Here is a 14,154-nt window from a genome sequence, read left to right as displayed (position 1 = left end):
ATAAGTTTTATAATGATAAAACTTATTTATGCAAAAATAACTTTTGTTTGCGAAAGTGAGTGTAGTTTCTACGAAGCGAGTTTTATTTTTTCTTTATAAGAAAGTTTTGCGTAAAGCGGGGTAGTTCGTAGAACGTTTCGCCAGTATCTCTAAGTAGCAGTCAGTTAAAGATGTTAAAATAACTGTTATTGCGAAAGAAGGCATGGCGTTTGATGCCCTTACGTTAAAAAATATATAAATAAAATAAGAAAAAACATTTATTAATAATAATATTTATAAATAAAACTATAAAAGTCTTTAAGATGAATAATTAAGAATTTTAGCAAAACTATCAAATTGATTTATAGAATTTTATTTCTATTTTAAAAATCGAGTTTTGTATTATAAAAAAATATGGTATAATTATTATGAAAAAGATTGAAAGAGAAGGTGGTTTTGATGAAAAAAATTTTTAATAAAAAGATTGGTGTTTTGATTTTTTCTTTGGTATGTGCGGGATTGGCAAATGCTGCACCTGTAAGAAGTGAGAATGAAGCTTTGAGACTTGTGCAAAATTCAATAGCTAAGCATAAATTTGGTGGTAGTCAAGGGACAGAATGCATGAGATTTTATATTGATGAAACTGATGAGGAATTTGAAATTGATGTGCGAAGCAATAATATGAAATGTGGTGGAGATCCAAATGTTGAGCCACGTTTGTTCAGTTATAGTGTAAATAAGAGAACTGGTAAACTTGCAACAGATAACATTAGTTATGCTAACAGTTTAGGGTTGGAATGGGACGGAAGCTATAATCCGATAGATTAATTGTAATTGTATTTAAAAAAAGAGTTGTCTAAATTGTTAAACTAGGCAACTCTAATTTTTTTTGCTAATTTTATATTTCAATTCTTTTAGTGATATTGAGTTTACTTTTAGCAAATCTTTATAAACGTTATTTAAGTGCTTAATTGCAGTTTTGTCGGTTGTTTTTATGCAAGTTTCGTGATTTAGCATAAATCCTGTGTCGGTAAAATTTAAGGAGCCTAAAAATGCAATTTTATTGTCGATTATGTAGATTTTGCTGTGAAGATCGTAGTTCTTGCTTAAAATATGAATATTAAAATTATCACGCAATGAATAGTAAAATTCATTGTTTTTTATTGCTGTTCTTAGAAAAAATGTAAAAATTCCTAGAAAAATTGTTAAAACTAAAAGATTGTTTTTTGTAATTGGAAATACAGACTTTGTAAAGGAAATATCAAAAAGAAATAGTGTAAAAATTTCTAGTGCTGCAATTGACAAAATTAAATAGAGTGTTGTTAGTATAATTTTTCCAAAGAGAAGAATGAATTTTCCAAAACCTAGTATTGAATGATATTTAAATAAGTTTTTTCGTAAAAAAGGATAAATTTTTTCATTATCTTTTGAAACAATATTTACCTGAACGTCTTTATTTAATGAACTAAAAATATCTTCAGTTATTTCATTTCCACTTAAAAAAGGAGAGATTACTGTGATTGATTTCTTGGCTTTTTGGATTGCATTTCGTACACTAATTCCAGCCTTTTTTCCAACATAGATATCACAGGAAATTCCTTCTAAGAAAGGTTGCTCAGCTTTTGAAATATTTTTTGTTCTTGTAGTTTTTTTCGTTGTGTAGTTAGTTCGTTTTGTTGTCTTTTTTTTCATCATTTTCTTTTATATCAGGACTTTTTAAAAAGTCAGAAATCTCCTTCATTGTTCGGTTATCTTTCAGAATACTCGTGTGAGTAGTATTATTAATAATTTTAAAATTATCAGATTCCATTTTTGCAGTTTCCAAAGGCACCATTCCATCGTCCTTGCCACGAATTATCATTGAATACAGCGGATTATTTGTCTTATTTCCAATCAGAATCATATAATTGTAATTAGGCTCGCCAAGCTGATTTACAAAACTATCCTTTTTTGTGCTAAATTGTGGAACGACTTTTCCAAGCATAACTGGAAGTTTGTCTACAAACGGAACATCTGCCAGATGGCTTCCGTGGGATGGCGGAGAAATAAATACAACTTTTCCTAAATTTTCAAGAGGATTTTCCTTTAAATAATATCGCAAAATCCCAGTTCCCATCGAGTGTGCTACAAAATTAATCTTTACATTTTTTTGTGTATTTTCATCATTTTTTTTATCTTTTCGTTTACCATTTTCATCAATTTCATAATACTGATTTTCTATTTTTCTATGCAGATTGTCTGCATAAATCTGTCCGTTAATATCCTCAATATTTGGCTTTATATAACGTTCAACAATCTCTTCAGCAGTGTCCTTGGTAGTAGGATACTGAATATTGATAATTCTGTAATCATTCTTAAATTTTTGTGCGATACTTTCCATATCCGAACTTTTCCCGTAAATACCGTGAAGAAGTACCATAAAATCTTGATTTTTTCGAGATTTGTCATCTTTTTCATAGTAAGTCTTGATTTTATACTCATGGTAAAGAATTCCAGCAACAACATTTTGAGCTGCAATTGCTCCAGCTACTGTAATTATTGAGCCAATTAATATATCTTTTGCTATTTTATTCATTTTATTTCCTTTTTATTTATTTTTTGCAGTTCAATTTATAAAATTCAAAAATTCCCATTTCTCCAAGTTTTGTTACATATTCATCAATTTCTTTGATATATTCTGAAATTTTCTGTCCCTGTCCGCCAGTTGCGATAACATAAGCGTTTGGAAAGGAATTTTTGTATTGTGAAATTAATTCTTTTATTGCGCCAACATTTCCGTAAAAGATACCGGCATTTATTTGTGAAATTGTATTTATTCCCAAAACTGTTTCAGGTTCGGTAAATTCGATTTTTGGTAAAGCAGCGGTATTGCTAAACAAGGCATTTATTGAAAGTGTGATTCCTGGAAGAATACAACCGCCCATATAAGTAGAATCCTTTATCATATCAAAAGTTGTGGCTGTACCAAAATCAATTATTAAAAGATCCTTTTCTGGATATAGTTTTTTTGCCGCCAAAATGTCTACAATCCTATCTGCACCGAGACCACGTTCCATATTTGGCAAAATTTTTATTTCATTTTCTACATTGTCAAGTGTTACAAACATTGGATTGATGTTAAAATATTTTTTTCCAAGTCTTGTAAAATTTTCGTTAATATTTGGAACAACTGATGAAATAACAATATTTTTAATATTTGAGATTTCTAAATTGCTGTTTTTTGCAAATTCCTTTAACATTACAAAAAGAGTATCTTCAGTAAATTCCAGATGTGTCGGTATTCTGAATGTTGCTAGAATATCGCCATTTTCATTATAAAAAATCGGTATAATATGTGTATTTCCAATATCAAATCCTAAAATCATTATTTTTCCTTTCTGTTAGTGAGTTTATTAAAAGATTAAACTCAAAATCTTGTCTAAATTTAAATTTATAAAGATATTTTTTTATTTTATAAACAGCTTAATATAAGCAACAATTGATAAAATAACGCCTATAATCGCTTCTCCACTCATTAATCCATTAGAAATTAAAAGCAGGTTTGAGTGAGATTTTTGTGAAATTCTGTTTCCAAAAAAACTTGCAAGTCCGCCTAAAAATACAGTTGAAGTTAAATAAAACGGTACATAGATTCCGATTCCAAAAGTTAAAACTGGTAAATTTAACAGGCTTAAAAGCAATCCCGTTACAAGTCCAATAAAGAAAATATTCAAAAACGGAATTCCGTTTATTACTGTTGCAACAATTGAAGCTTGCAGTGCTATCAAATCAGTATTTTCTACTGGACCGATAGTTTTATAGACTCTGAAAAATACAAAAAATAAGAATGTTATTACAAAAGAACTTGCAATTGAGCCGATTAATTCACCAAAAAGCTGTTCTGATGGATTCACTTTCATTTTATATCCTGATTTAAAGTCATTTAGAATATCACCAGAAAGTCCGCATGCGACAGCTATAATGCAAGCCAGTAAAAATAGCGTCAGAGTGTTTAAGTTCGTAGAAAATTTTATTCCGCCAATGTTTAATCCGTTTAACATTTTATTTAAAAATGAAATTATTAGAATTGTGATTATGGCGTAAATTTCCATTGGATTAACTCCAGTCTTTCCAGTTGAATAACCTGCGATTATCGTGCATAAAATCGAGATTAGTACTAAAACTAATGCAAGAAATATTGGAAGTTTATAAATAAAAATTATTATAATTACTGAAACGGCTGATAAAATAAATAATTTGGTAATGATACTTCTATTTTCTGAATTATTCTTTGATTTATTTGAAAAAATAATTTTTAAAATTACAGCAATTCCAATTCCAATCATAAATCCCATTCCAAAACTATTTTTCATAATGGGAAAATCAGCAATTTTAAACATTTTTGCAAGCGGTTCTCCAACAAAAATTACAGCAGCGCCCCCTAAAAACCAGACAAATGTATTTAAAAATCCAAGCACATATCCAATTCCGACTAAAAGAGGCGACACATAAAAGCTGAAAGGCACATTTTTTAGTGAAACTAATGCTGGAATAATAGGAGCTTTTCCTTTTGAAAAATTAAAATCACGCAAGAGAGCGACAATAGAGCTAAATAATGTTCCAAAACCTACATAACGGATACTTCCTGTATTTTTTCCAGAATTTACAAGGTTATATGCCGCTTCTCCGATTGGAAATTCCAATTTTTCCTCTTCAATCAGCTTTGTACGAAAAATATATGATAAAAATGCTCCAGCAATACTTCCAATCAAAATAGTCAAAAATAACAGCTGCTGATTAATATCCGTAAGCTTTCCGCCTAAAATAAAATAGGCAGGCATTGTGAAAGCAACTCCGCCAGCCACCATTGATCCAGCACTCATAATTGTATGTGTAATTGTAATCTCTTTATTATTAGCCTTTTTAAAGAAATTTAGAGTCATCATAGATAAAAGTGTAACCATTATTGTAGGCCATGGTAATGCTCCAAATTTCAACACGATGTAAAAGGAACTGGCGGATACTAGGATTGCTCCGATAATTCCTGTAAAAATTGCTGAAAATGTTATATTTATTTCATTATTTTTAGTTCTAGTTCTTGTTTTTTTTGTTTTTGCCATTAAGTTTCCTCCTGTAGTATTTGTTAAAATTTTACTTCATTTTTGGGTTATTTGTCAATTAAATTTTAGAAATAGCGATAGACTGAAAAAAGTAGTATAATAAAATAAAAAATAGAGAAATAGTTCAAAATTTTTAACGAATATTTCTTTCTAAATTTTTATTTAAAGGAAAATATAATAAATTTTTGAATTTGTTATTAAAATATATGGTAAATTATGTTATAATGTGAAAATATAGAGATAAATAAAAAAATAGAATAAAAAATAATTTTTAGGAAAAGGAGAATTAATAAATGTTATTAGAATTAAGAGAACTTCAAAAAAATACGAAGGAGTATCTAGGTAAAGAAATTGAAATTAATGGATGGGTAAAAAAAATTAGAAGCCAAAAGAACTTTGGATTTATCGAACTGAATGATGGAACTTTCTTTACTGGAATACAAGTTGTATTTGATGAAGAATTGGAAAATTTTGAGGAAATTTCTAAACTTACAATTTCTACTTCTGTTAAAGTTACAGGAATTGTAGTTGAATCATTAGGAAAGGGACAAGCTTACGAAATTAAAGCAACAAAAATTTCTGTTTATCAAAAAGCTGATTCAAATTATCCATTGCAAAACAAAAGACATAGTTTTGAATTTTTGAGAACAATTGCACATTTACGTCCTAGAACTAATGCTTTTTTTGCAACATTCAGAGTGCGTTCAATTTTATCTTATGCAATTCATAAATTTTTTCAGGAAAAAAACTTTGTATATGTTCAAACACCTATAATTACTGGAAGTGATGCTGAAGGTGCCGGAGAAATGTTTAGACTTACGACACTTGATATAAATAATGTTCCGAAAACTGAAAATGGAAGTATTGACTTTAAGCAGGATTTCTTTGGAAAAGAAGCAAATCTTACAGTAAGTGGACAGTTAAATGTTGAAACATTTGCAACAGCGTTTAAAAATACATACACTTTTGGACCTACATTTAGAGCTGAGAAATCTAATACTCCAAAACATGCTGCAGAATTTTGGATGATGGAACCTGAAATTGCATTTGCAGATTTGGATGTAAATATGGATGTTATTGAAGAAATGATAAAATATATTGTAAATTATGTAAGAGAAAATGCTAAGGAAGAAATGGAATTCTTCAACCAATTTGTAGACAAGGACTTGTTTAATAGGCTTGATACTTTAGTAAACAATGAATTTGGGAGAATTACTTATACAGAAGCAATTGAAATTTTGAAAAATTCAAAACAGAAATTTGAATATGAAGTAGAGTGGGGAATTGACCTGCAAACTGAGCATGAAAGATACTTGGCAGAGAAACACTTTAAAAAACCTGTATTTGTAACTGATTATCCAAAAGATATAAAAGCATTTTATATGAAGTTAAATGAAGATGGGAAAACTGTAAGAGCAGTTGATTTATTGGCACCAGGAATTGGAGAAATTGTAGGTGGAAGCCAAAGAGAAGATGATTATGACGTTCTTTTAGGAAAAATTCATGAAATGGGATTAAAAGAGGAAGATTACTGGTGGTACTTAGACCTTAGAAAATATGGAAGTGTGCCACATTCAGGATTTGGACTTGGATTTGACAGAATGCTTATGTACATTACTGGAATGACTAATATAAGAGATGTAATTCCATTTCCAAGAACAACTAAAAATTTGGAATTTTAATTTAATCTTCGGTTCCTCAAATTCAGCTTGACAAAATATTAAAATTATATTCAAAGAAAAGCCAATATAAGAGGTATGTCTTTTGTGTATAATTATAAGTGAAAATACTTTGAAATTCTGAAATTAAAATTTTTGAATAAATAAATTTATTTGATTTTAGATATAATATTAAAATTATACAGTCAGGAGGGAAAAATGGAGAAATTAAGACGAATAATAATGGGAATATTAATCCTTTCTTTTGCAACTATAGTAAAGGCAAACTACTATATTGCAGAAAAAACAGGAACCAATAATGGTGGGGATGCAACAACTATTGAAGAAGAAAGAACGCCAGTTGTGCCACCGACAACCGAAGCTGATGACAATACAAAAAAGGCTCTTGAACAAGGAAGTGAAAAAGACAAGCCTAAAGAGGAAAAAAAGACAGTTGACACAGGAACTATGCCTGCAACACAAACCGAAGACATCTCAACTGAGGCAAAATACAATTCCTATGCAAATTATGAAAATGCGACACTTGCTAAAAAAAGTTCATCAGCTACATTCAGAATGGCACAGCTTTACTTTCGTGACGGACTTTACGAAAAAGCAGTAAATTTGGCATTAAAGGATGAAGCACCTGATATTCCTGTAATGTATGTAATTGCGATTGGTTCACGACTAATGGGGGATAATGACAAGTCAATTGATTACTATACTAGAATATTATCGCAGGATGAAAATCAGGCGGAAGCAAAATTGGGAATAGGCATTGCCTATAAATCAAAAGGGGATTTTTCAAAAGCGTTAGGATATTTGAAGGACTATAATTCAAAACATTCTGATGATGAAGTAAAAAAAGAAATCGCAGTATTAAATGAAATATTAGCCGGTTCAAGATAAAAATTAGGGGGGATTATTGTGGAATGGCTTAGATTAAAGGAATATGGGATGAAAAACGCCCATATAAAAAAACTTATGTTAATTTTTCAAGATTTTGAAGAGTTATTTTATGAAGAAAATTTTAAATTGTTTAATGATGAACTGAAAAATCAATTGGAAGAAGCAATGAAAATTGATTTGAAGGCAAGGATGGAACTCTACGAACGAAACAGAGTAAGAATAATAAGTGCAAATGATAAGGAATATCCAAAAAAACTAAAAGAAATAAAAGATTTTCCAGTTTTTTTATATTTGAAAGGAAAAAAATTAAAAGATTACGACAAAATAAAAATGGATAAAGATAAAATTTCAGTGGACAATAGACGAAATATCGCAGTTGTAGGTACGAGAAGAGCAACAAAATTTGGAAAAACTGCCTGCGAGAAAATAGTAAATGAGCTAGTAAACTATGATGTAACTCTAATTAGCGGACTGGCAGACGGAATTGACACAATCGCCTTAAAAACTGCACTTGATAAGGAAATTGAAGTTGTCGCAGTAGTAGGAACAGGACTGGATGTTGTCTATCCTTATGAAAATCGTAATCTATGGGAAAGAATATCAGAAACAGGTACAATTATAAGTGAATATCCGCTAGGAACACAGCCTACAAGGTGGACTTTTCCTAGAAGAAACCGAATTATAGCAGGAATGTCAGATGGAGTCCTAGTAGCCGAAAGTTTCAAAAAAGGCGGTGCATTAATTACAGCAGAATTAGGATTTAGTATGAATCGTGAAATTTTTGCTGTACCAGGATTCATTAACTATCCTTCATTTGAAGGTTGTAATAATCTAATAAAAAGCAACAAGGCAAAATTAGTAACAAGTGCAGATGACATTGCTGAAGAATTCCTATGGGATATTCGTAAAGAAAAAAGCAAATTACAAAAATTAACAGAAGAAGAGCAAATTGTATTCGAAACAATAATGGAAGAAGTAAGTTTTGAGCAAATACTACAAAGCGTAAAAGAAAAAATCGAAAAAAATAAATTGTTTTCAATAATTATGAGCCTAAAAATTAGAGGATTAATTACAGAAACAAATGGGGCAAAGTACATAAGGATAGTGTAATTCAATACTAAACCCCGTTTAAAAATGAGAATAAATTTTTATAATGGAGTTTTCAATAGTTAATTCATAATCATTCAATTTTTTTTATTTTTTATTTTCGTAGGATTGCTCATTGCCGCAAATCCTACAACCTATGGCTAGTCTACGACATTTTCCTGCACTGGCAAAAAACTCGCTATGCTCAGACAGTTTTGCCAGCACAGAAAAATGCTCCGACGGATATTAATTCATGTCAGATTCTGTTTAAAAAATAAAAATGCTTAGACGAGCCAGGGATAGTGCGTAGCACTTTCGCCATTCTCTTTAATATGCTGTTATTTAAATATGTTAAAATAACTATTATTGTGAAATAAAGGGAAATGGCGATTGATTTCCCTTGCTTTGTAAAAAGAAGAAAAATAGAAATAATAATCATTAATCAAAATAATTCAAAAATAAATAAATACAATATATAAATAGATAAAGAAATAAGGAGAAAATAAAGTTGGCTAGAAAGTTAGTTATTGTTGAGTCACCGTCGAAGGCAAAAACTATCGAAAAGATACTTGGTAGAAATTATGAAGTTGTTGCATCTTACGGACACGTGATCGATTTACCAAAAACGAAAATTGGAATAGATGTAGAAAATAATTTTGAACCTCAATATAAGGTTATAAAAGGAAAAGGTGAGGTTTTAAAAAAATTAAAGGAAAAAGCGAAAAGTGCAAACGCTGTTTACCTGGCATCAGATCAGGATAGGGAAGGGGAAGCGATTGCCTGGCACATTTCTAATTATATTAAGCAGCCTGACAAGGTAAGAAGGATAGAATTTAACGAGATAACAAAGACGGCTGTAAATAATGCGATTAAAAACCCAAGAGATATTAATGATAACCTTGTAAATGCACAGCAGGCAAGAAGACTATTGGATAGAATTGTGGGATATAAGATAAGTCCGCTTTTATGGAAAATAATTAATCGTAACGCCAGTGCTGGCCGTGTACAGTCGGTTGCATTAAAGCTGATTTGTGACCTGGAAGATGAGATAAATGCGTTTGTACCCCAAAAATATTGGGAAGTAAGTGCATTAATTGAAAAAGATATTAATCTTAATTTAGTAAAAATTGCAGATGAAAAAGTGGATAAAATCTTTGATGAAAAAGTTGTAAAAAAACTGAAAAAAGATTTGAAAAATGAAGCATTGACGCTTGAAAAAATAGAAGTTAAGAAAAAATCTCAAAGACCGCCACTTGTATTTAAGACAAGTACGCTGCAGCAGCTCGCTTCATCATATCTTGGTTATGGTGCAAGCAAAACAATGAGAATTGCACAGCAGCTTTATGAAGGACTTGCAATTAATGGCGAAAATAAAGGGCTAATAACGTATATGAGAACAGATTCCACAAGAATTTCTGTTGATGCCCTAAATATGGCAAAAGATTACATTACAAAAAATTATGGCGAAAAATACGTTGGAAAATATATTGTAAAAAATTCAAAATCAAATGTTCAGGATGCCCACGAGGGAATCCGTCCATCTGATATCAACTTAGTCCCAGATAATATAAAAGCTTATTTGACTAATGATCAGTACAGATTGTATAAATTGATTTGGGATAGATTTTTAGTTTCACAGTTTGCAGCTATGCAGTATGAGCAGATGCAAATTAACGCTGTGAATGGGGATTATAATTTTCGTGGGACTATTAACAAAGTAATTTTTGATGGATACTACAAGATTTTTAAAGATGAGGATGAAATTAAGACTGGAGATTTTCCAGAATTAAAAGAGGGCAATGTTCATCCAATAGACAAATTAAATGTGGAAGAAGGAATAACAAAGCCTCCAACAAGATTTTCCGAAGCGACGCTTGTAAAAAAACTGGAATCAGAAGGAATTGGACGTCCATCAACTTATGCTTCAATTGTCGAAACGCTTAAATCAAGGGAATATGTTGAACTTATTGAAAAGCGTTTTCATCCAACATATTTGGGATACGAAGTAAAGGATGAACTTGTCAAGAACTTTAAGGACATTATGAATGTGAAATTTACGGCGAATATGGAAAAGGAACTGGATAAAGTTGAAGAAGGGACAGTTGAATGGATACAGCTTTTGAGAACTTTTTATGATTCGCTTGAAAAGGACATTGATAAGTTTGAGAAGGAAATTGATAAAATAAAAAATCGTAGAATTGTATCGGATGTGCTGGATTCAGAGGGAAATCCAATGATTTTAAAAATGGGGCTTTATGGAAAATATTTGATTAGCGAAGCAAATGAGAAGGAAAAAATCTCGCTAAAAGGGATTGCTGTATCGCCAGAAGCTCTTAAAAAAGGAGAAGTTTTGGTAAAAGAAGAAGTAGAGAAACTTCAAAATAATAAAAAGGGAATTTTGACTGATTATCTTGATGAAGATGGAAACAGATATGTGCTTAAAGTTGGACGTTTCGGAGAATATCTTGAAAGTGAAAATTATGAAAAAGATGAAAAAAGAATGTCGTTGCCAGCTGAATTAAAGCAAAAATATAAAAAAGGCGCTGTAATAGAGCTGGATGGAATATTGCAAATAAACGATGAAATGAAACGGTTGCAGGAAATCGACAGAAAAATAATAGAAGAAGCAGGAACATGTGAATTTTGCGGAAAACCGTATGAAATAAAAACTGGAAGATTTGGAAAATTTTTGGCTTGTACAGGCTACCCAGAATGTAAGACTATAAAAAATATAAAAACTGGGAAAGTTACAAGAGTAACTGAAAAAGCAGAAAAAGCCAAGAAAACTACAAAAAAGGCAACTAAAAAAACGACAGCTAAAGCAAAATCTGCATCTACAAAGGCTAGAAAGACAGCAGCAACTAGAAAATCTACAGCAAAAAAGTCTAAATAGCTAGAAAAAGATAATTAATTTATTAAAATGTAAGTTTAAAATTATTTTGTTTTTTATTATCGAACTAACAAATTAAATAATATAGAGTGTTATAGATTTTAAATACGATTTTAGATAATTTTTAAATAAAAAATAGAATTAACCTGTATTGATGTGAATGATGTGTGTTATGATAAATGGAGAAGTTTTAATGAATAATAGTGACAAAGGTATTGAGAAAGAAAAGGATATTGGAAACAAGGACAATATAAAAAATGAAAATCTTGTGATGTATGTTGACAAATTTTTGTATTATGAAGAGGTTATTCTTGGGAAAAGTTTTAATACGATTAGAAGTTATCGTCGAGATTTACTGCAGTTTATGGAGTATCTAGATGATTATGAAGAAATTCATAATTTTGAAGAAATTGAAATGATGACATTCAGATCCTTTATTGCGTATTTAAATTCTCCTCAGAAGCTGGCTAAAGAGGAAGATAAGAAAAAAAAGGATTCTCAGAAAAATGCTGCAAATAGAGAAATTGATAATACAGAATCAGAGATTGATAAGATAAAAAATATTGAAGATATGGAAGAATTAAATACAAAAATGAGTGTCAAGCCAGTATCTAAAAGGACTATAAATAGAAAGATTTCAGCACTTAGGACATTTTTTAAATATCTTCAGGAAATAAAAGTGATTGAAACGAATAAGGCGGCTTATATTAATGTTCCAAAATTCGAGAAAGAATTGCCAAATGTCTTGAATAGAGATGACTTGAATAGATTGAGAAACGTTATAAATACCGAAAAAATTACTGGGATTCGAGATAGATTGATTATTGAACTTCTTTATTCTAGCGGCCTTCGTTCGATGGAACTTATTAATTTGAGTGAATTTATGATTGATATTGAAGAGCGGGAAATTAGGGTTATTGGAAAAGGTGATAAGGAACGGATAACTTTTTTTAGTGAAAATGCTAAGAAATGGCTGATAAAGTATATTGAAGAAAAGAAAAGGCAATATGAAAATTACACTAGAGAAGTATTGATTGTAAACAGTAAAGGAAAAAAATTGACAACACGTTCATTAAGAAGGCTTATTTCGGCATACGCACATGAAGCAGGGATACAAAAGGAAATAACACCGCATGTATTTAGGCATTCGTTTGCAACAGAACTTTTGAATAACGGAGTGGATATCCGATATTTACAGGAATTGCTTGGGCATAGCAGTATTGCGACAACGCAAGTTTATACACATGTGAGCAAGGCTTTCTTGAGAGATATTTATATGAATACTCATCCGTTGGCTAGGGAATAATGAATAGGATTCAATTTTAATGTAAAAGGAATGAGAAAATAGGAGGAAATTTTGATTATAAAAAAATGTAGCGGTTGTGGAATTGAACTGCAGTTTGAAGATAAAAATAAGGAAGGATATGTTCCTGAAGAGAAGTTTATAACAGAGGATAACTTACTTTGTCAGAGATGTTTTAAAATTAAAAATTATGGGGAAAACCTTGTAAATAATTTTAGTAGGGAAGATTATCTGAAGGAAGTAAATGAATGTGTAAAAAAATCTGATATAATACTTCCAATTTTTGATATTATTGACTTTGAAGGTTCATTTACTGAGGAAATCTTGGATTATCTAAGAGATTACAGATCTATAATTTTAATTAACAAAATAGATTTACTACCTGACTTTATACATCCAACTGAAATTTCCAACTGGGTAAAGGATAGGCTTGCCGAAGAAGATATTGTACCCGATGATATTGCTTTTATCAGTGCAAAAAATAAATACGGAGTAAATGGAATAATCAGAAAAATTAAAAATATTTTTCATAATAAAAAAGTAAAGGCGACTGTACTTGGAGTTTCAAATGTTGGGAAATCATCAGTTATAAATTTACTTCTTGGGAACAATAAAATAACGACTTCTAAATATTCTGGAACTACTTTAAAATCAATTAACAATAAAATTCCAAATAGTGAAATTACGATAATTGACACACCTGGACTTATTCCAGATGGGAGAATTTCTGATTTAATCAGTGTAGAAAATGGATTGAAGCTAGTGCCAGCTGGAGAAATTTCACGAAAAACTTTTAAACTTGAAGAAAATCAAGTATTTATGTTTGATGTTTTCTGCAGATTTAAAATACTTCAAAATGAACTTCTGGAAGGTGGAAGCAAGCCTATATTTTCTGCTTATGCTTCAAAAAGCGTGAAGTTTCACGTGGCTCGTGAGGAAAGAGTGCAAGACTTACTAAATGGAAATTACTTTGAAATTTTACAGGGAAGTGAGAAAGAAAAATATTTTCAAAATGAATTTGTAACTCATGAAGTGGAAATTGAGCAAAATGAGGAACTGGTAATAGCAGGATTAGGCTGGATAAACGTTAAAAGGGGTCCGCTAAAGGTACAGCTTGAAGTTCCAAAAAATGTGAAAGTGATTGTTAGACCGTCAATTTTTAAAAATAGAAAATAAATTTAAGAAATTATAAAACTCAGATTTATTGAAGAGTTGATTTTTTAAAAAGAA

11 protein-coding genes are annotated in these 14,154 nt (G+C 30.4%); 7 read left to right on the top strand and 4 right to left on the bottom strand.

Going from position 1 to position 14,154, the window contains the following annotated elements; all coding sequences use genetic code 11:
• Positions 1-438: 438 nt before the first annotated feature.
• Positions 439-807 carry a hypothetical protein gene (locus tag FVE75_RS05925; RefSeq protein WP_147005657.1) on the top strand — a complete coding sequence of 123 codons (369 nt, stop codon included), beginning with the start codon at positions 439-441 and terminating at the stop codon, positions 805-807.
• A 51-nt stretch (positions 808-858) separates the two neighbouring features.
• Here FVE75_RS05925 and FVE75_RS05920 read toward each other — a convergent pair whose 3' ends face one another.
• From FVE75_RS05920 to FVE75_RS05905, 4 genes are all read right to left on the bottom strand, one after another.
• Complete coding sequence (locus FVE75_RS05920) at positions 859-1,671, bottom strand: phospholipase D-like domain-containing protein (protein WP_147005656.1); 813 nt, start codon at positions 1,669-1,671, stop codon at positions 859-861.
• Complete coding sequence (locus FVE75_RS05915; RefSeq protein ID WP_147005655.1) at positions 1,643-2,554, bottom strand: esterase/lipase family protein; 912 nt, start codon at positions 2,552-2,554, stop codon at positions 1,643-1,645. The genes FVE75_RS05920 and FVE75_RS05915 overlap by 29 nt, the downstream gene beginning before the upstream one ends.
• A gap of 16 nt (positions 2,555-2,570) precedes the next feature.
• Complete coding sequence (locus tag FVE75_RS05910; protein ID WP_147005654.1) at positions 2,571-3,344, bottom strand: type III pantothenate kinase; 774 nt, start codon at positions 3,342-3,344, stop codon at positions 2,571-2,573.
• Positions 3,345-3,425: 81 nt separating this feature from the next.
• Positions 3,426-5,078, bottom strand: a complete 1,653-nt coding sequence (locus FVE75_RS05905; RefSeq protein ID WP_147005653.1) for an OPT/YSL family transporter — start codon at positions 5,076-5,078, stop codon at positions 3,426-3,428.
• Between the two features lie 293 nt (positions 5,079-5,371).
• On the opposite strand from FVE75_RS05905, the gene asnS reads away from it, so the two are divergent.
• The 6 genes from asnS to yqeH all read left to right on the top strand — a co-directional run bounded on the left by asnS (position 5,372) and on the right by yqeH (position 14,100).
• Complete coding sequence (gene asnS, locus FVE75_RS05900; RefSeq protein WP_147005652.1) at positions 5,372-6,760, top strand: asparagine--tRNA ligase; 1,389 nt, start codon at positions 5,372-5,374, stop codon at positions 6,758-6,760.
• 195 nt (positions 6,761-6,955) lie between these two features.
• The gene (locus FVE75_RS05895) at positions 6,956-7,645 is read left to right on the top strand and encodes a tetratricopeptide repeat protein (protein WP_147005651.1); all 690 of its coding nucleotides are present in this window, start codon (positions 6,956-6,958) and stop codon (positions 7,643-7,645) included.
• An 18-nt stretch (positions 7,646-7,663) separates the two neighbouring features.
• The gene (gene dprA, locus FVE75_RS05890) at positions 7,664-8,755 is read left to right on the top strand and encodes a DNA-processing protein DprA (protein ID WP_147005650.1); all 1,092 of its coding nucleotides are present in this window, start codon (positions 7,664-7,666) and stop codon (positions 8,753-8,755) included.
• Between the two features lie 484 nt (positions 8,756-9,239).
• Complete coding sequence (gene topA / locus FVE75_RS05885; RefSeq protein ID WP_147005649.1) at positions 9,240-11,624, top strand: type I DNA topoisomerase; 2,385 nt, start codon at positions 9,240-9,242, stop codon at positions 11,622-11,624.
• Between the two features lie 190 nt (positions 11,625-11,814).
• Positions 11,815-12,927, top strand: coding sequence for a site-specific tyrosine recombinase/integron integrase (xerA, locus tag FVE75_RS05880; protein ID WP_147005648.1), 1,113 nt, complete (start codon positions 11,815-11,817; stop codon positions 12,925-12,927).
• A 51-nt stretch (positions 12,928-12,978) separates the two neighbouring features.
• Positions 12,979-14,100 (top strand): ribosome biogenesis GTPase YqeH, encoded by a 1,122-nt coding sequence (yqeH, locus tag FVE75_RS05875; RefSeq protein ID WP_147005647.1) that lies wholly within the window; start codon positions 12,979-12,981, stop codon positions 14,098-14,100.
• Positions 14,101-14,154: the final 54 nt, after the last annotated feature.

Source organism: Leptotrichia hongkongensis (assembly GCF_007990635.1).
Lineage (GTDB): Bacteria > Fusobacteriota > Fusobacteriia > Fusobacteriales > Leptotrichiaceae > Leptotrichia > Leptotrichia hongkongensis.
The sequence above is the reverse complement of the archived record's forward strand: the minus strand, read 5'-3'. Positions and strand labels throughout refer to the sequence as shown.